General features: G+C 56.1%; 14 protein-coding genes. 5 read left to right on the top strand and 9 right to left on the bottom strand.

Features of this window, described 5'->3' with window-relative positions:
* Positions 1 to 119: 119 nt before the first annotated feature.
* From copA to ybaK, 3 genes are all read left to right on the top strand, one after another.
* On the top strand, positions 120 to 2,831 hold the full coding sequence (copA, locus tag KGP17_RS06470; RefSeq protein WP_223499055.1) for a copper-exporting P-type ATPase CopA: 2,712 nt from the start codon (positions 120 to 122) through the stop codon (positions 2,829 to 2,831).
* A gap of 149 nt (positions 2,832 to 2,980) precedes the next feature.
* Positions 2,981 to 3,784 (top strand): TraB/GumN family protein, encoded by an 804-nt coding sequence (locus tag KGP17_RS06465; RefSeq protein WP_223499054.1) that lies wholly within the window; start codon positions 2,981 to 2,983, stop codon positions 3,782 to 3,784.
* Positions 3,785 to 4,005: 221 nt separating this feature from the next.
* Positions 4,006 to 4,485, top strand: a complete 480-nt coding sequence (gene ybaK / locus KGP17_RS06460) for a Cys-tRNA(Pro)/Cys-tRNA(Cys) deacylase YbaK (RefSeq protein ID WP_021805445.1) — start codon at positions 4,006 to 4,008, stop codon at positions 4,483 to 4,485.
* Between the two features lie 41 nt (positions 4,486 to 4,526).
* Here ybaK and ushA read toward each other — a convergent pair whose 3' ends face one another.
* A complete protein-coding gene (gene ushA, locus KGP17_RS06455; protein WP_223499053.1) occupies positions 4,527 to 6,179 on the bottom strand; it encodes a bifunctional UDP-sugar hydrolase/5'-nucleotidase UshA in 1,653 nt (550 codons plus the stop codon).
* Positions 6,180 to 6,430: 251 nt separating this feature from the next.
* Between ushA and KGP17_RS06450 the strand changes: the two genes are divergently transcribed.
* Both KGP17_RS06450 and ybaL read left to right on the top strand, forming a co-directional pair.
* On the top strand, positions 6,431 to 7,651 hold the full coding sequence (locus KGP17_RS06450) for an MFS transporter (RefSeq protein ID WP_223499052.1): 1,221 nt from the start codon (positions 6,431 to 6,433) through the stop codon (positions 7,649 to 7,651).
* 225 nt (positions 7,652 to 7,876) lie between these two features.
* Positions 7,877 to 9,568 carry a YbaL family putative K(+) efflux transporter gene (gene ybaL, locus KGP17_RS06445; RefSeq protein WP_024484415.1) on the top strand — a complete coding sequence of 564 codons (1,692 nt, stop codon included), beginning with the start codon at positions 7,877 to 7,879 and terminating at the stop codon, positions 9,566 to 9,568.
* 50 nt (positions 9,569 to 9,618) lie between these two features.
* Here ybaL and KGP17_RS06440 read toward each other — a convergent pair whose 3' ends face one another.
* From KGP17_RS06440 to KGP17_RS06405, 8 genes are all read right to left on the bottom strand, one after another.
* Positions 9,619 to 10,923, bottom strand: a complete 1,305-nt coding sequence (locus tag KGP17_RS06440) for an inosine/guanosine kinase (protein ID WP_223499051.1) — start codon at positions 10,921 to 10,923, stop codon at positions 9,619 to 9,621.
* 111 nt (positions 10,924 to 11,034) lie between these two features.
* Positions 11,035 to 11,997: a ferrochelatase gene (gene hemH / locus KGP17_RS06435; protein ID WP_024484413.1), complete on the bottom strand. Its 963-nt coding sequence runs from the start codon at positions 11,995 to 11,997 to the stop codon at positions 11,035 to 11,037.
* 127 nt (positions 11,998 to 12,124) lie between these two features.
* Entirely contained in the window at positions 12,125 to 13,273 is a 1,149-nt protein-coding gene (locus tag KGP17_RS06430; protein WP_059200035.1) for a glycerate kinase, read from the bottom strand.
* A gap of 135 nt (positions 13,274 to 13,408) precedes the next feature.
* Positions 13,409 to 14,542, bottom strand: coding sequence for a sugar diacid recognition domain-containing protein (locus KGP17_RS06425; RefSeq protein WP_223499050.1), 1,134 nt, complete (start codon positions 14,540 to 14,542; stop codon positions 13,409 to 13,411).
* A gap of 112 nt (positions 14,543 to 14,654) precedes the next feature.
* The gene (gene adk / locus KGP17_RS06420) at positions 14,655 to 15,299 is read right to left on the bottom strand and encodes an adenylate kinase (protein ID WP_021805452.1); all 645 of its coding nucleotides are present in this window, start codon (positions 15,297 to 15,299) and stop codon (positions 14,655 to 14,657) included.
* A gap of 247 nt (positions 15,300 to 15,546) precedes the next feature.
* Entirely contained in the window at positions 15,547 to 17,412 is a 1,866-nt protein-coding gene (gene htpG / locus KGP17_RS06415; protein ID WP_037375256.1) for a molecular chaperone HtpG, read from the bottom strand.
* A gap of 142 nt (positions 17,413 to 17,554) precedes the next feature.
* Positions 17,555 to 18,160 carry a recombination mediator RecR gene (gene recR, locus KGP17_RS06410; protein WP_024484410.1) on the bottom strand — a complete coding sequence of 202 codons (606 nt, stop codon included), beginning with the start codon at positions 18,158 to 18,160 and terminating at the stop codon, positions 17,555 to 17,557.
* Complete coding sequence (locus KGP17_RS06405) at positions 18,160 to 18,489, bottom strand: YbaB/EbfC family nucleoid-associated protein (protein ID WP_021180123.1); 330 nt, start codon at positions 18,487 to 18,489, stop codon at positions 18,160 to 18,162. Before KGP17_RS06405 ends, recR begins: the two co-directional genes overlap by 1 nt.
* Positions 18,490 to 18,513 lie beyond the last annotated feature (24 nt).

The following is an 18,513-nucleotide window of genomic DNA, read 5'->3' as shown; positions in this document are numbered from 1 at the left end:
AAATCCTTTTCTATCAAAATAATATTCTATTGACCTTCCCCTTGCTGGAAGGTTTAAGATCATTCTCAATCAAAAGAACCTAGGCGGTCCACCGCCATTATTTTGCGAGGAAAACCATCATGTCACAAACTACCGTGCTGGCGTTGCAGGGGCTCTCCTGCATGAACTGCGCGCAAAAGGTGAAAAAAGCCTTGGAAAGTCGCGCGGACGTCGAACAGGCCAACGTCAACGTTCACTACGCTAAAATCACCGGTGCAGCCCCGGCTACCGAGCTGATTGACAGCGTCGTTGCCGCTGGCTACCAGGCAGAAATCGCCCATCAGGCAGACACCGAGTTACAACTTTCCGGCCTCTCCTGCATGCATTGCGTGGGCAGCACCCGTAAAGCGCTGGAAGCGGTGCCGGGCGTGATCGCCGCCGACGTGACCATTGAGGGGGCCAAAGTCTATGGCGATGCCACTCCAGAACAGCTCATCGCAGCGGTCGAGGATGCGGGCTATCACGCCAGCCAGGCGGGAGCCAATAGCCACCCAAAAACTGAGCCGCTGACTGAATCTGCCCCAACCTTGCCGGAAACCCAGGCAGCGGCCCCCTCTTCACTTCCGGCAAGCGAGACTGACGATAGCATCCAACTGTTGCTCAACGGCATGACCTGTGCCAGCTGCGTCAATAAAGTCCAGACGGCGTTACAGAACGTCCCGGGCGTTGAGCTGGCGCGGGTAAACCTGGCGGAACGCAGCGCACTGATCACCGGTAAAGCCACACCGCAGGCGTTGGTCGCGGCGGTAGAGAAAGCTGGCTATGGCGCAGAGATGATCCAGGACGAAACCAAGCGCCGTGAACGCCAACAGCAAACCGCACAGGCTAATATGAAACGTTTCCGTTGGCAGGCCGCATTAGGCTTGGCGGTGGGCGTGCCGTTGATGGCCTGGGGCGTGTTTGGCGGCAGTATGTCGCTGACGCCAGAAACCCAGCGGCCGTGGCTGATAGTCGGCATCATTACTCTGGCGGTGATGGTGTTTGCCGGTGGCCACTTCTACCGCAATGCCTGGCGATCGTTGATGAACGGCAGCGCCACTATGGATACGCTGGTCGCCTTGGGGACAGGTGCCGCCTGGTTATACTCCATCAGCGTCAACCTGTGGCCAGACTTCTTCCCCATGGAGGCACGGCACCTGTATTACGAAGCCAGCGCGATGATCATCGGCCTGATCAACCTTGGTCATGCCATGGAGCAGCGCGCGCGGCAGCGTTCTTCCCAGGCGCTGGAACGGCTACTGGATCTCACTCCGCCAACCGCCAGGCTGGTCACAGAACAGGGGGAGCAAAGTATCCCGCTGGCAGAGGTGCAATTGGGCATGACCTTGCGCCTGACGACTGGCGATCGCATCCCGGTTGACGGCGAGATCGTGCAGGGCGAAGTGTGGATCGATGAAGCCATGCTGACCGGCGAAGCGTTGCCGCAGCAAAAAGGCGTCGGCGATACGGTGCATGCTGGTACGGTGGTAGACGACGGCAGCGTACTGTTTCGCGCGGCGGCCATTGGCACCCAAACCACGCTGGCACGTATTATCAAGCTGGTGCGTCAGGCGCAAAGCAGCAAACCGGAAATCGGTAAGCTGGCAGACCGCATCTCGGCGGTATTTGTGCCCACCGTGGTCGCCATCGCCCTGTTCAGCGCCGCCATCTGGTATTTCTTTGGCCCACAACCGCAGTTGGTCTACACCCTGGTGATCGCCACCACGGTGCTAATCATCGCCTGCCCTTGCGCCTTGGGGCTGGCAACGCCGATGTCAATTATCTCTGGCGTTGGCCGGGCCGCGGAGTTTGGCGTGCTGGTGCGTGACGCCGATGCGCTGCAGCAGGCCAGCAATCTCGATACGTTGGTGTTCGATAAAACCGGTACTCTGACGGAAGGCCAGCCGCGCGTGGTGGAAATCATCACCTTTAACCAAGTGGATGAACAGCAGGCCTTGCGTTGGGCCGCAGCACTGGAACAAGGGGCTAACCACCCGCTGGCCCGTGCCATCGTCGAACAGGCTAAAGGGCAGACACTGCCTACGGTAGAGCAATTCAGGACGTTGCGCGGCTCCGGCGTCAGCGGTGAGGTTGAGGGCGTACAGCTGTTGCTGGGTAACGCCAAGCTGTTGCAAGAGAATCAGATCGCGACCGATGAGCTCACGCAGCAGATACAGCAACAGGCTGAACGCGGTATCACGCCGGTGCTGCTGGCCGCCAACGGCAAACCTGCCGCGCTGATCGCCATCCGCGATCCGTTACGCAGTGACAGCGTGAGCGCGCTACAGCGCCTGCATCAGCAAGGCTATCAACTGTTGATGTTAACGGGCGATAACCCGGTAACCGCCAACGCGATTGCCAAAGAGGCCGGTATTGACCGCGTGATTGCTGGCGTGTTACCCGACGGTAAGGCCGAAGCGATCAAGCAGTTGCAGGCTCAGGGCCACCGGGTAGCGATGGTCGGTGACGGCATCAACGACGCCCCTGCTCTGGCTCAGGCCGATGTCGGGATCGCCATGGGCGGCGGCAGTGATATCGCCATCGAAACTGCGGCGATCACCCTGATGCGTCACAGCCTGAACGGCGTGGCGGACGCGCTGGCCTTGTCGAAGGCAACGCTGCGTAATATGAAGCAGAACCTGCTCGGGGCATTTATCTACAACGCACTTGGCATTCCCATTGCCGCCGGTGTGCTGTATCCGCTGACGGGCACCCTGCTCAGCCCAGTGGTCGCTGGCGCGGCAATGGCACTCTCCTCCATTACCGTGGTCAGCAACGCCAACCGATTGCTGCGTTTTAAACCCAAGCAGTAACCCTCAACCGGGGCGCAACCCATCGCGCTCCGGCCTTTTGAGATAATTCCTCTGCCCTCGGGCTTTATTGTCAGCCACTTAGCGTTTAGCATGGGGAAAAGCCAGCAGCCATCCTGCACGCTGGTGGAAAGGATCAGGAGCCACGCTGTATGGGTCAACTGTTACGCCGCATTGCTACCTTTCTCGGTATTATTTCCCCGCAGAGCTACACCTACCCGGCCTTGGACATCAAGCTAACGGGAAATCGCCAACTGCATTTGGTCGGCAGCATTCATATGGGCACCGTCGATATGTCGCCCCTGCCTGCCCGGTTGGCAACACGCCTGCGCCAGGCCGATGCGCTGATCGTTGAGGCCGATATAACCGGCTCCTCCTCGCCATTTGGCCACGCTGAACCCCAACTCGAACTTGAAGAGCGTCTTGGCGATGAAGAATTCCAACGGTTACGGGTGCTATGCCAGGAGCTGGGGGCGGATGTAGAGAGCTTCTCTGCCCTTCCCGGCTGGCAGGTAGCGCTGATGATGCAAGCGCGGCAGGCACAGCGGCTGGGTTTACGCGCCGAATACGGAATTGATTATCAGCTATTGCAAGCCGCTAAAGTACAGCAGATGCCAGTGATCGAACTGGAAGGGGCCGAAGAACAGCTAAGCATGCTGGAACAACTGCCAGAAGGCGGTATGGCCCTGCTGCACGATACGTTAGAGCACTGGCACACCAACGCCCGTTTGCTGCAAACCATGGTGAGCTGGTGGCTGGACGCCAAACCGAACGCCACGTTGGAAACGCTACCCTCCACCTTCAGTGCCGAGTTGTACGACGTCTTGATGCACCGCCGCAATCGCCACTGGCAGCAAAAGCTGGAAGCGTTACCGCCGGGCAACTATGTGGTGGCGGTCGGCGCTTTGCATCTGTATGGCGAAGACAATTTACCGGCCATGCTGCAGGCACGATAAAAAAGTGGCCAATATCGCTATTGGCCAGTCAAAGAGGAATTTTTCATATTTTAGTTATACGCATTGTAACCGTGTTAACGATTACAATAGACAGGGTAGCAACCTGACGAACCTATTGGCAACTGCCTTTCATCCTCCTTGGCACAGGTTGCTCATTCGGCTCCATTTTTATCGTTTCGTTGCCACCGATGACAACTTCCCACAGTTTTGGAAAAGAAATTATGACACCCGCAGTGGTTCTGCTTGAAAAACAAAAGGTGGCCTTCACCCTCCACGCGTATCACCACGATAGCGAAGAAACCAACTTTGGTGACGAGGTGGTAAAAAAGCTGGGGTTGAACGCCGAACAGGTCTACAAAACGCTGTTGGTGGCCCTCAATGGTGACGCGAAAAACCTGGCCGTTGCGGTAACGCCAGTAGCGACCCAGTTGGATTTGAAGAAGGTGGCGAAAGCGCTAGGGGCCAAGAAAGCCGAAATGGCCGATCCGACAGTGGCTCAACGGGTGACGGGTTATCTTGTCGGCGGGATCAGCCCACTCGGGCAAAAGAAACGTTTGCCCACGGTAATCGACAGCCCAGCGCAACAGTTTGCCACCATTTTCGTTTCAGGCGGCAAACGCGGGTTGGATATTGAATTGGCGGCCAGCGATTTGTGCCGTCTGTTGTCCGGCACCTTCGCCGAGATCGCCAAACGGGACTGAACACAGTAGGCCGTTACCTTACTCAGCAACGGCCTAGTACCTTACTTGTAAACGATCTCGCCTTTAGGCTCGTACGCCGCAGCATCCAGCGGTGAGTGCTTTTCGATATACTGCTTGAGCACTTCCGCATCGATAAAGCCGGTATTGACGTAGCTTGGCAGGGTATCAATCTTCGGATAACCATCGCCACCCAGGGCATTGAAGTTCAGTGTCGCCATACGATAGGTCTTGTCTGCCTGTAAGGGTTCTCCCTTGATCTTGACGTCGCTAACGCCTTTGCCGTCCGCCACCAGGCTGACGTTGGCGAACTGCGCATAGGCCCCGGAATCCACCTTCATATTGGCTACCGCTGCCAGATATGGCTCAACCTCGCTGCCTTTCATTTCGACATACACCAGCGTGTTGCCAAACGGCTGCACCTTGAGCACGTTTTTATAGGTGATATCACCGGCCTCGATCGAGTCACGCACGCCACCACCGCTCATCACGGCAAAGTCTGCGTTGGCGCGTTCCATCTGTGCAGCTAACAGCACGCGCGAAAGGTTGGTCTGCACGAAGCGGACTTTACTGCGATCCCCTTCCAGTTTGCCGTTGACGCTGCCCACCTTCACTTCCAACTGAGCCTTGCCCTTGTCCTGGAACGGCGTCAGCAACTTCATCATCGACGGATCTTCCTGGATCTGTTGGGTGTAATACACCCGCTCGCTGGTGCCGTCGGCTTTCTCTACCTTTTTCTTCAGGTTGATCGGGATCAGTTGGTAATGCATCAGTTTCAGTTCGCCGTTGCGGAACTGGAAGTCGGCACGACCAACGTATTTACCCCATTCGTGAGCCTGGACGATCCAGGTACCGTTTTGGCGATCTGGCGCGCAAGGCGTGCCCGGTACGTAATCCACCTGTTTGTGGTTTTCACTCGCCATACAGACCGGATCTTGCGAATGCCCACCGACAATCATATCCAGGTAGCCCGTAGGCAGGCTACGTGCCATCTCCACGTCCCCCGGCGCGTTAGAGCCATGGTTACCATCGTCGTAGTGGCCCATGTGGGTAGCGGCGATAATCACGTCCGGCTTTTCATCTTTGCGCAGCTGTTCCACCACCTGCTTGGCTTCTTGCGCCGGAACACGGAATTCGATATCGGTAAAGTATTCCGGGTTGCCGATTTTTGCAGTGTCATCGGTGGTCAGGCCGATCACCGCAATCTTCACCCCTTGCTTTTCAAACAGGGCATAAGGCTTGAACAGGCGTTGCTGAGTGCTTTTTTGATAAATGTTGGCGGACAATAGCGGGAAAGAAGCCCACTTCTCCTGCTGGCGCAACACGCTGAGCGGGTTGTCGAATTCGTGGTTGCCGATCGCCATCGCGTCGTAGCCGATCAGCGTCATGCCACGGAAATCGGGTTCTGCATCCTGCAAATCCGATTCTGGCACGCCGGTATTGATGTCCCCACCGGACAGCAACAGCACGCTACCGCCTTTCGCCGCCACTTCCTGACGGATGCTGTCCACCAGCGTCTTTTGCGCCCCCAGGCCGTACTCGCCATGATCGTTCTGCCAGAAATGGCCGTGATGATCGTTGGTGTGCAGGATGGTGATATCGTAGGTTTTATCCTTTTCCCAAGCACTGACTGTTCCTGAAAACAACGTCAGGGAAACAGCCAACGCACATGCGGAGGTGTGAAGCGAAAAGCGCATGGCAGATCTCCATGGTTAATAATGGGTATTTTTTGATAAGGACGAAATTGTAACGCGAATCGGCTGCAACTAATTTCAAATTTTTGCGACATACGTCAAATTATGTCGGAAAGGCACGGCCGGTTCGAATTTTATCGGCACTCCCAATAGCACATAATGATCGAGAGAGAATCTGCTACCCCGTTGTCGGACGAAAGATGAACGTTATAAGATGTCAGCTTTCTCCTCTCACTTACCAGGCTAATAATAATATGACTGACCGTAGTGAAACGGACATTCCACCGGTAACCCGCAGCGCGGCCAAAGGCACGGCGTTCTCTATTCTCGGTGCTATCAGCGTTTCCCACCTGCTCAACGATATGATGCAATCGCTGATCGTGGCGATTTACCCGATTTTGCAAGCCGATTTTAGCCTCAGCTTTGTGCAGATCGGGATGATCACCCTGACCTATCAGCTCACCGCCTCACTGCTACAACCGCTGATTGGTTATTACACCGATAAACACCCGCAGCCTTATTCGCTGCCTATCGGCATGGGATTCACCCTGTCGGGCTTACTGCTGCTTTCGGTGGCCAACACTTTCCCTCTGGTGCTGCTGGCGGCCGCTTTGGTGGGCACCGGTTCCTCCGTATTCCATCCTGAGTCATCCCGCGTGGCGCGCATGGCATCCGGTGGACGGCACGGTTTGGCCCAGTCGCTGTTCCAGGTGGGCGGCAACTTCGGCAGTTCCCTCGGCCCGCTGTTGGCCGCGCTGATTATTGCCCCCTACGGCAAGGGCAATATCGCCTGGTTCTCACTGGCTACGCTGCTGGCCATTGTGGTCTTGTTGCAGGTCAGTAAATGGTATAAGCAGCAACATCGGGCGGCCCAAGGCAAGCCAAAAGCCGCTTCTCTGGTCAAACCGCTGCCAAAACGTACCGTAGTGTTCTCCTTAAGCATCCTGCTGGTGCTGATCTTCTCCAAATACTTCTACTTGGCGAGCATTAGTAGCTATTACACCTTTTATCTCATACATAAGTTCGGCGTTTCGGTACAGAATGCCCAATTCCATCTGTTTGCCTTCCTGTTTGCCGTAGCGGCAGGAACCATCATTGGCGGGCCTTTGGGTGATAAGTTTGGACGTAAATATGTCATTTGGGGCTCCATCCTGGGTGCTGCTCCCTTTACCTTGGCTTTACCCCATGCTTCTCTCTACTGGACCGGGGTTTTGACGGTGATCATCGGGGTTATTCTGGCCTCGGCCTTCTCGGCCATTCTGGTGTATGCGCAGGAGCTGATCCCCGGCAAAGTGGGGATGGTTTCCGGGCTATTCTTCGGTTTTGCTTTCGGTATGGGCGGGTTAGGTGCGGCAGTTCTTGGTTATGTCGCCGATTTGACCAGCATCGAGCTGGTTTATCAAATCTGTGCATTCCTGCCGCTTATCGGCATTATCACCGCATTGCTACCAAATATGGAGCATAACCAGCAATAACCCTGATACAACCCCGGTTTAGCGCAGAAGTTAAACCGGGTTATCCACTCCGAAACCCCATTTAATCCGGTCAATTACGCCATAATTCCCCTTCCTTCTGCCAAAATAGACGAATAGTCTGGTTTTTTACAAAAAACCCTAAATTAGCTAAGCAATGAAAGCACAAATGCAATAAACTAAATGTATCCTTTCGTAACACCCGTGAGCACAACCAGAGGAGTATGGATGCATAATTCAACACCCTTGATCACCACTATTGTTGGAGGGTTAGTACTCGCCTTCCTCTTCGGAATGCTGGCAAACCGCCTGCGCATCTCCCCGTTGGTAGGGTATCTGGCCGCAGGCGTTCTTGCCGGCCCGTTTACCCCCGGTTTCGTCGCTGATACCTCGTTAGCGCCGGAACTCGCGGAGATTGGGGTGATCCTGCTGATGTTCGGTGTTGGTCTCCATTTCTCGCTTAAAGATCTCCTCGCTGTAAAAAATATCGCTATCCCTGGGGCCATTGCCCAAATCGCCGTCGCGACGGTGTTGGGGATGGGGTTGTCCAAACTGATGGGCTGGGATTTGGTTTCCGGCCTGGTGTTCGGCCTGTGTCTGTCCACCGCCAGTACCGTGGTACTGCTGCGCGCCCTGGAAGAACGGCAACTGATCGACAGCCAACGCGGGCAGATCGCCATCGGCTGGCTGATTGTCGAAGATTTGGCCATGGTGTTGGCCCTGGTGCTGCTGCCGGCGTTTGCCAATATGCTCAACAGCGATACCGCCAGCACCACACAGCTGCTCACCGAGCTGGCCATCACCATTGGCAAGGTTATCGCCTTTATCGCGCTGATGATTATCGTTGGCCGCCGAGTGGTGCCTTGGATCCTGGCAAAAACCGCCAGTACCGGCTCGCGCGAGCTGTTTACGCTGGCAGTGTTGGCACTGGCGCTGGGTATTGCCTACGGCGCTGTCGGCCTGTTTGACGTCTCGTTTGCCCTGGGTGCCTTCTTTGCCGGTATGGTGCTGAACGAATCGGAACTGAGCCACCGCGCAGCACACGATACGCTGCCGCTGCGTGACGCCTTTGCGGTGCTGTTCTTTGTCTCGGTCGGTATGCTGTTCGATCCGATGATCCTGATCAACCAACCGCTGGCGGTGTTGGCAACGCTGGCGATTATCCTGTTTGGTAAATCGGTGGCGGCCTTCGCGCTGGTCAAAATGTTCGGTCACTCCAAGCGTACCGCGCTGACCATTTCCGCCAGCCTGGCACAGATTGGTGAATTCGCCTTTATCCTGGCCGGATTGGGGGTCACGCTAGGCATGATGGATCAGCATGGCCGCAATCTGGTGCTGGCCGGGGCGATCCTGTCAATCATGCTCAACCCGCTGCTGTTTACCTTGCTGGAACGCTATCTGGCCAAGACGGAAACCATCGAGGATCAGATCCTGGAAGAAGCGGTGGAGGAAGAGAAGCAGATCCCGGTCGATATCTGCAATCATGCCGTCGTAGTCGGTTATGGTCGTGTTGGCAGCCTGTTAGGGGCAAAGCTGACCGAAGAAGGCGTGTCGATGGTGGTGATAGAAAACTCTCGCCCACGGGTTGAAGCGCTGCGCGCTCAAGGGATCAAAGCGGTGTTAGGCAATGCGGCCAATCCCGAGATCATGGAACTGGCGCGGCTCGACTGCGCACGCTGGCTGCTGCTGACCATTCCCAACGGTTATGAAGCCGGTGAGATCGTGGCCTCGGCCCGCACCAAGCGCCCTACTCTGGAGATTATCGCCCGCGCTCATTACGACGACGAGGTTTCGTATATTTCCGACCGGGGTGCCGATCAGGTGGTGATGGGTGAACGCGAGATCGCCAACAGCATGTTGAATATCCTCAAGCTCGATTCGCTGTCGGACGAAGAGAAACTGGCCGCCTGCCCAATCTGACGCCATTAAGCCGGTAAGAGCGCTAAAACAGCGCTCTTACCGGTTGTTGGTTACCGTTCCCAGTAAGACTCTTCCAGACTGTCTTCCCGCTCCGGCAACCCACGGGTCAAACGTGGAGAGTGCTGGTTAAGTACCTGATAGCTAACGCGGTTAGCATATTTGCAGACCTGCGCCAATGAAGAATAGGTCAGGTAGCTACGCACATGCTTGCTGGAGTTTGGCACGTTGTTACGGTGATAGCCGTTAGCGGCGATATCATGCAGCAGCGCAGACAGCGCACCGTCGCCCGCACCGTTGGTATTCATGATCTTTTCCGGGCCGCCCATATACGGGGCGATATGCGAATAGACCTTGAGCGCGTTTTCGCAGCTTGCACGGCGCATCGCACGGCTGAATTCAAAGCGGTTAAACTCGGCGATATGGCCCGGCAACAGCGGATGCTGGGTTTCACGCTTGTTGGCCTCTTCGGTGTAACCTGCCATATACAGACCGTTTGGCCCAGCGGTACACAACACCAAATCTACCCAGTCCAATGCCATCTCTGAGGCCATCAGCGGATCGCTCAACCCAGTGAGTTCCAACGCCTCATCTTCGTTCATCGCCAGAATGGAGACATGCTCTCTGAGAAAATCACGCCACCACAACGGATTATCCGCAATGACGTACTTGGTGCCCAGCGTCAGCACCACCGGCACATCATGCTTTTTGGCAAACGTGATCGCCTGCCTGGTGGCTTCCGGCATGGGTTCACCGGGTTTGCAACGCACCAGATAGGAGGTCAGTACCAACGCGGCAGCCCCTGCGATCACCTCTTCAGGAATGCTTTCCGGGCGTAGCTGGTTCATCTGGCCTGGGCTGATGGCAAAGGTGCGCTCGCCGCTCTCGCTAATCAGCGTAAAGCAGCGGCCAATGGCTCCATCCACCGCTTGCAGGTAGTTGAGATCGGTACGGCTGGAGGTGTTGCACAGATAGCGATAGGCATAGCTGCCAATTTTGACGTTGCTGCACATCACGCCGAGCAGCACGGAACGATCGTCCGCCAGTACCGAGTAGTTGTGCAGGGTGTTACCGATGGTGCCACCGGCAAATTGATGGGTGATCAGGTTATTGTCGCTCAGTTCCTGATACAGCGCCTCGGCAACGTCGTCTTCAATGACCAGCGAATGGCCCAGGCTAAGTCCGTAGCGTTCGACAAACGCGTCATCCACTTTAGCTTCGATATCCACCAGCGTCTGATCGATACCGACGACATAAGAGGTACTGACTTCATTTTCAGGCTGTGTCTGCTGCAATAACGGATCGCGAGCGTTGACCGGAAAATAATGTTTGGATTTACGTTTACCAGGAAATTTCATGTGATTGGCGGTGAGTTGCGGTGAACAGGCAGGAATGTTAGCACATTCCTGCCTGATTGCTGCGTTTTCACGTGAGCATTTTGCCAGCCGAGCGGTGAAAAGCCGGCTTGATTACAGGCGTTGCCCCACCAGCTGTTGCATCATATCGATATGGGCGGCGTCATCATTGAGTGCCGGGATGTATTCAAACTTCTCGCCACCCGCCTCCAGGAAGATTTCGCGGTTCTGCTCTTTGATCTCCTCCAGCGTTTCCAGGCAATCCGCAGAAAAGCCGGGGCAGATCAGTTGGATATGCTTCACGCCTTGCGCTGGCAGACTCTTCAGGGTTTCGTCGGTGTACGGCGTCAGCCAGGGCTCCCGACCGAAGCGCGATTGATAGGTCATCATCACCCGATCTGGGGCCAGCGGTATGGCCGCCGCCAACGCGCGGTAGGTATCTTCGCAACGTTGCGGATAATCATCACCCAGCGTGGCGTAGCGTTTGGGAATACCGTGGAACGACATCACCAGGCGGTCGGGCTTACCGTGTTCGGCGAACGCCCGCTCAACGCTTTGCTGCAAGGCCAGGATATACGCTGGGTGCTCGGCATAGTCACGGATAAAGCCAATCGATGGCAGGCGGCGATAGCCTTTCAGCACCCGCGCAACACCATCCCAGACTGCGGCGCTGGTCGAGCACGAATATTGCGGATACAGCGGCAACACCACCAGATTGGTCACGCCCTGTGCCAATAGGCTGTCGATCGCCTGTGCCAGACTGGGTGATCCGTAGCTCATACCCAGTTCCACCGGGGTATTCGGCATACGCGCCGCCAGCTCCCGCTGTTGGCGACGGCTGTAGACCAGTAACGGTGAACCTTCGTCCATCCAGACAGATTGATAAAGCTTTGCCACACGCGGTGAACGGATCGGCAGAATGATGCCGTTAAGAATTGGCCACCAGATCAGCGGCGCAGTGTCGACCACCCGGTTGTCACTGAGAAATTCTTTCAGATAGCGTTTTACCGCCTGCGGGGTAGGTGCCTCTGGCGTCCCCAGATTCACCAGCAATACCCCGTGTTTCTCTTGTTTCATTCCGATCCCCTTGTCCTTCCCGGCAAATACCCTGTTATTTCTCAGCGTATTAACAGCCACTCATGCGGCCTATTGTAACGGAAAAGCGCCGGACCGGAACCTATATCAGTAACAGGTAAAACGGGGGTTATTTTTGCGCCAACTGCCAGACGGCAGCCACGTTGCGCGCCGTGACTTCCAGGTTATGGGCCGCGTCCGCCAGCGCCTCTGGCAGCGTCACGATGCGGTCGATCACCGAGAAAGCGGCATCGATGCCGTGTTGATGCACCACCTGATAGTCTTTTGACAGGCTACCGGCAATGGCAATCACCGGTAATTGGTGGCGCTTGGCTACCCGCGCAACGCCGATCGGGGTTTTGCCGTGGATCGACTGGCTGTCGAGCCGCCCTTCGCCAGTGATCACTAAGTCAGCATTACGTACCGCGTCTTCCAGATGCAGCGTTTCGATTACGATTTCGATGCCTGGCCGCAGCTCAGCTGCCAGAAAACCGATCAGTGCCGCTCCCATGCCCCCGGCAGCACCCGAGCCGGGCACCTGCAATACCTTGCGCCCGGTGCTCTGCTCCAGGAGCGTGCCGTAATGATGCAGCGCCTTGTCCAGTTGCCGCACCTTCTCCGGCGTGGCCCCTTTTTGTGGGCCGAAGATTGCTGAAGCCCCGTGATCGCCACACAGCGGGTTATCCACGTCACAGGCTACCGTGATCTTCACCTGCTGCAAGCGGGGATCCAGTTGGCTGAGATCGATATGCGCCAGTTGCGCCAACGCCGCACCACCGGGCCGTAATTCTTGATTGCGGTGGTCGAGTAGCTTAGCGCCCAGCGCCTGCATCATGCCCGCCCCGCCATCGTTGGTTGCGCTGCCGCCGATCCCCAAGATGATCGAGTCTACACCTTGTTGCAGTGCCGCCAGGATCAGCTCACCGGTGCCAAAACTGCTGGTCACTAACGGATCGCGTTCGTCACCCGCCACCAGATGCAGCCCGGACGCGGCTGCCATTTCGATCACTGCGGTTTTCCCTTCCCCCAGCAGACCATAAAATGCTGCTGTAGGTTTGCCCTGCGGCCCGCTAACCTGCACATTGATGATTTCCCCACCGGTAGCGGCCACCATCGCATCGACGGTGCCCTCGCCTCCGTCCGCCATGGGCAGCAACACATAGTGCGCCTGCGGATAGATTTGCCGGAAACCACGCTCGATCGCTTCTGCGACACCCTGAGCACTCAGGCTCTCTTTAAAGGAGTCGGGGGCAATTACCACTTTCTGTAGGGTGTTCATCGACAGCGCCTTAATCTTCAGAGGATGCCACTGCATCGGTTAGTGAATACCATACCCTGCCGACATCGGAAATTCTTTAGCGATAGACACAAACAAAAGGGTAAAAAACAACGTTATTTTGTGCATTCACACAATTCAATCCTGCATTAACATCCCGATATACAGTTGCAAGACGTCCGCCAATTGGTTGATCTTCAGGCCAGTCGTTTTTTCTACGCGCTGTAGGCGGTAACGCAGGGTGTTAACGTGAATATGCAGCTGTGCCGCAGTCTTGGTTTGGTCACAATTCTGATTGAAATAGTGGCGCAGCGTGTTTCTCAGCATCCCTTTTTCATCCTGGGCGCTCAATTGCCGCCAGGGCCGTGAAAGCTCCTGCGCTCGCCAATCCTCTCCTAAATCGCACAGCAGCGAGGGCAGCGGGTAGTCATCATAAAACAGCGTGTGCTGGACCAGTTTGAGACGGTGCGCCATGGTTTGCACTGCTCTTGCGGTCTGAATGGAGCGATAGACGCCCTCCTCACCACTGTAAAAGCCCCCGACGATCAACCGCAGGCCAAAGCGTTGCTGGATCTCATGCTGGAGCTGCTGGGCCAGCTTGCGCTCCTGCTGTACGTCCCACACGCCCTGTTTCATACAGGCCGGGCGCAAGAGCACAAGTTCATTAAAGCTGGTCATGGTGATCAGCGCCTCACGCTGGGTGATCTCCAGCTCTGCCAGCAAGCCTCTCAGTACCTGCGGCTGCGGTTCATACAGCTCTAGCAGCCAGACAATGCGTGGCTGTTGCAGATCCAGCTCTAAATAGGCCGCCATCGCCTCGCGCGAACCAGGTTCACTGTGCCCTTGCAGCAGTTGGTTGGCCAGTTCTTCCCGGTAACGCTTTTCCCACTGATGTTGATCGAGCATCGCAGCCTGTTCCACCATCAGCTCTGCCGCCATTTTCACCAGCTCACCATAGGCTCGCACCTGGGCCGGATCGCCGGAAACCCCAATCGCTCCCACCAGTTGATTACGAAAGCTGAACGGCAGATTGATGCCGGGCTGCACGCCCTTCAGATAGTGTGCCGTTGCCTCATCAATCTCCACCACCCGGTTTTCGGTCAGGGCCAATACCGCCCCTTCGTGGCGCTGATACAGGCGCGAGGCGTTGCCGGAAGCAATAATGACGCCGTTGCTGTCCATCACGTTGACCGAATGGTGAATGATGCTCATCGCACGTTGCACGATCTGGCGCGCGGTCGCTTCTTGCAAAAAATTTGTCTGCCTGGACATGCGGCTCTTCCTGTCGAGCGAAACGGTAGCACTGATAACCTAGCATGAAGCGGCAAAAAAAAACGCCGGGCAGCAACCGCAAGCCCAGCGTTTTCTACAGCCTTGACACCGATTAGCCCAGAATGGCCGCCAGCTCAGCGCTCACTTCCGTCACCTTACGGGTGCCATCAATCTTGTGGTAAGACGTATTACCCGCCTCGGCTTCTTTATGATAGTAAGACACCAGCGGCGCGGTCATCTGATGGTATTCCACCAGGCGCTTACGCACGGTCTCTTCCTGATCGTCTTTACGGGTGGTCAGCTCTTCGCCGGTGGCGTCGTCTTTCCCTTCTACCTTCGGCGGATTGAATTTGATGTGGTACACGCGGCCAGATGGCGCATGCACGCGGCGGCCAACGATACGATCGACGATCAGTTCGTCCGGCACGTCGAACTCCAGCACGTAATCCACTTTAATGCCGGCTTCTTTCATCGCATCGGCCTGTGGAATGGTGCGTGGGAAACCGTCCAGCAGGAAACCGTTACGGCAGTCTTCCTGGGTAATACGCTCTTTGACCAGCGCAATAACCAGCTCATCGGTCACCAGCTTGCCGGCGTCCATGATTTCTTTCGCCTTTTTGCCCAGCTCAGAACCGGCCTTAACGGCTGCGCGCAACATATCGCCCGTGGAGATTTGCGGAATGCCGTATTTCTCCATGATGAATTGAGCCTGAGTGCCTTTACCAGCGCCTGGAGCGCCCAGCAGAATGATACGCATTGCGTAAATCCCCTTGCTATGTATTTCCCTTCATTCTTCGGGCCGCGGCCGGAAGTCTATCGGGTTTGAGTTTTTATTAAATTTCGAAAACACTCAACCTTACCATTTCTGAGGGGGGTGGCTCAAGGTAGCGAGAGGAAATCGGTTGCGGAAAGATCGGGCTGAAACGAGGCAAGCAGGAGAAAAATTTGACGGGAATAGAAGAGATTACGCCCCAAACCCTAAGGTCTGGGGCGTATTTTGCTGATTAAGCGGACAACAGCTTATTCATGCGGCGGATAAACTGGTTTGGATCTTCCAGCGTCCCACGCTCTGCCAGCAGGGCCTGATCCAACAGCAGATCGATCCATTCGGCAAATTGTTCGTTATCGCCCACATCGGATGCGCGTTTGACCAACGCATGCTCCGGGTTCAGCTCGAAGATATACTTCACTTCCGGCGCAGCCTGCCCCGCAGCGGCAAACAGTTTGGCCATCTGGGTGCTCATCTCGTCGGCATCGGTGGTGACGATGGCAGGGGTATCCGTCAGGCGGTGCGTCAGACGCACGTCCTTCACGCGCTCACCCAACAGCGTCTTGACCCGCTCGATAAACGGCTCCAGCTGCTTCTCGGCCTCTTTCTGCTCTTCGGTTTCATCCGCCAGTTTATCCAGCGCTTCATCCGCTTTGCTGACCGACTGGAACACCTTACCGTCAAACTCGGTCAGGTAGCTCATCATCCACTCATCGATACGGTCAGACAGCAGCAGAACTTCGATGCCTTTCTTGCGGAACAGCTCCAGGTGCGGGCTGCTCTTGGCGGCGGCATAACTGTCGGCGGTGATGTAGTAAATCTTGTCCTGGCCTTCGGTCATGCGGCCAACGTACTCTTCCAGCGAGACGGTTTGCGCCGAGCTGTCATTGTGCGTAGAAGCAAAGCGCAGCAGTTTGGCGATGGCCTCTTTGTTGCCGCCGTCCTCCGCTGGGCCTTCTTTCAGTACCATACCGAATTGCTGCCAGAACTTCTGGTAGGCTTCCGCGTCGTCTTTGGCCAGCTTGTCCAACATCTGCAACACGCGTTTGGTCAGCGCGCCACGCAGGTTCTGGGTAACACGGCTGTCCTGCAGGATTTCACGCGAAACGTTCAGTGGCAGATCGTTGGAATCGATCAGGCCACGCACAAAGCGCAGGTAGTTCGGCATGAACTGCTCGGCGTCATCCATGATAAACACGCGCTGAACGTATAGCTTCAGGCCGTGTTTGTGATCGCGATTCCACATATCCCACGGCGCCTGGGCCGGGATGTACAGCAGGCTGGTGTACTCCTGCTTACCTTCCACCCGGTTGTGGCTCCAGCTCAGCGGATCGGTAAAGTCATGGGCAATGTGCTTGTAGAACTCTTTGTACTCTTCTTCGGTCACGTCAGCTTTGCTGCGAGTCCACAACGCTTGCGCCTTGTTGATTTTCTCCCAGGTGACGGTGCCGTCTTCTTCATTCTTGGTTTCAATCTCTACCGGCAGTGCAATGTGATCGGAATATTTACCAATCACCGAGCGCAGACGCCAGCCGTCGAGGTATTCGTCTTCGCCTTCACGCAGGTGCAGGGTAATTTCGCTGCCGCGATCGGCCTTGCTGATATCGGCGATGGTGTAATCACCTTCACCGGCAGACTCCCAGTACACCCCTTGATCTTCCGCAGCACCGGCCGCGCGGGTACGCACGGTAACTTTGTCCGCCACGATGAACGCCGAGTAGAAGCCCACGCCGAACTGACCGATCAGTTGGCTGTCTTTCGCCTGATCGGAGCCGATAGACTCTAAGAAGGCCTTGGTACCCGATTTGGCAATCGTCCCCAGGTTTTCGATCACTTCTTCGCGGCTCATACCGATGCCGTTATCGGCAATCGTCAGGGTACGCTTCTCTTTGTCGAAAGACAGACGCACACGCAGCTCGCCATCACCTTCATACAGTTCCGGTTTGGAAAGCGCGCGGAAACGCAGCTTGTCCGCCGCATCGGAGGCGTTGGAAATCAGCTCACGCAGGAAGATTTCTTTATTGGAGTACAGCGAATGGATCATCAAATGAAGCAGTTGTTTGACTTCAGACTGGAACCCACGGGTTTCTTGACCTTTCATACTCATTGATTACCTCAAAGACAGTAATGACCAAATCATGCAATGAGGATCAAATGGGGTTAACTCTGTGGTTTTTCAAGCGGCTGGCGGGGAATTTTTTGTCAACGGATTACGGGGCAGAGGACTGCCCCGTACAGAATCATCAGAATTTGATCGCGTGGCGTCCGGCCAGGGAGTGCGACAGCGTGGTGCCATCCACCATTTCCAGTTCACCACCCACCGGAACCCCGTGGGCAATGCGGCTGGCAAGTACGCCATATTGGCCACACATCTCGGCGATGTAGTTGGCCGTGGCGTCCCCTTCCACCGTCGGGTTGGTGGCCAGGATCACTTCAGTGATGGTTTCCTTCTCCAGCCGTTGCTCCAACCGATCCAGGCCGATATCGCCTGGGCCAATGCCGTCTAACGGTGACAGATGGCCCATCAGCACAAAGTAGCGCCCGGCAAACTGGCCGGTCTGCTCGATGGCGTGAATATCCGCCGGGCTCTCCACTACGCAAATCTGGCCGTTTTGCTGGCGGCGCACATTATTGCAGATGGTGCAGGTATCCTGCTCGGTGAAGGTACGGCAATCGGCACAGTGTCCGATCTCCGACATGGCACGGGTCAGCGCCTGTGCCAGCCGCATACCACCGCTGCGATCGCGCTGCAGCAGTTGGAAAGCCATACGCTGCGCCGACTTCGGGCCAACGCCCGGCAGACAGCGCAGTGCCTCCATCAATGATTCAAGGAGCGGGCTGGTTTGCATCAGAACGGCATCTTAAAGCCTGGCGGCAACTGCATCCCGCTGGAAACCGACGCCATCTTCTCTTTCTGGGTTTCTTCGATGCGACGTGCTGCGTCATTGAAAGCGGCAGCGATCAGATCTTCCAGCATCTCTTTGTCGTCTTCCATCAGGCTTGGGTCGATTTCTACCCGGCGGCAGTTATGTGCCCCGTTGATGGTCACTTTCACCAAGCCTGCCCCGGATTCACCCGTCACTTCCAATTTGGCAATTTCTTCCTGCATCTGCTGCATCTTTTCCTGCATTTGCTGGGCTTGCTTCATCAGGTTACCCATACCGCCTTTACCAAACATAGTCGTCTCTCATAGCATTGGCCG

Origin of the sequence: Serratia sp. JSRIV001 (genome assembly GCF_019968745.1) — a bacterium.
Lineage (GTDB): Bacteria > Pseudomonadota > Gammaproteobacteria > Enterobacterales > Enterobacteriaceae > Chania > Chania fonticola_B.
Note: the sequence above shows the minus strand (reverse complement) of the source record. Positions and strands in the feature narration are given on the sequence as shown.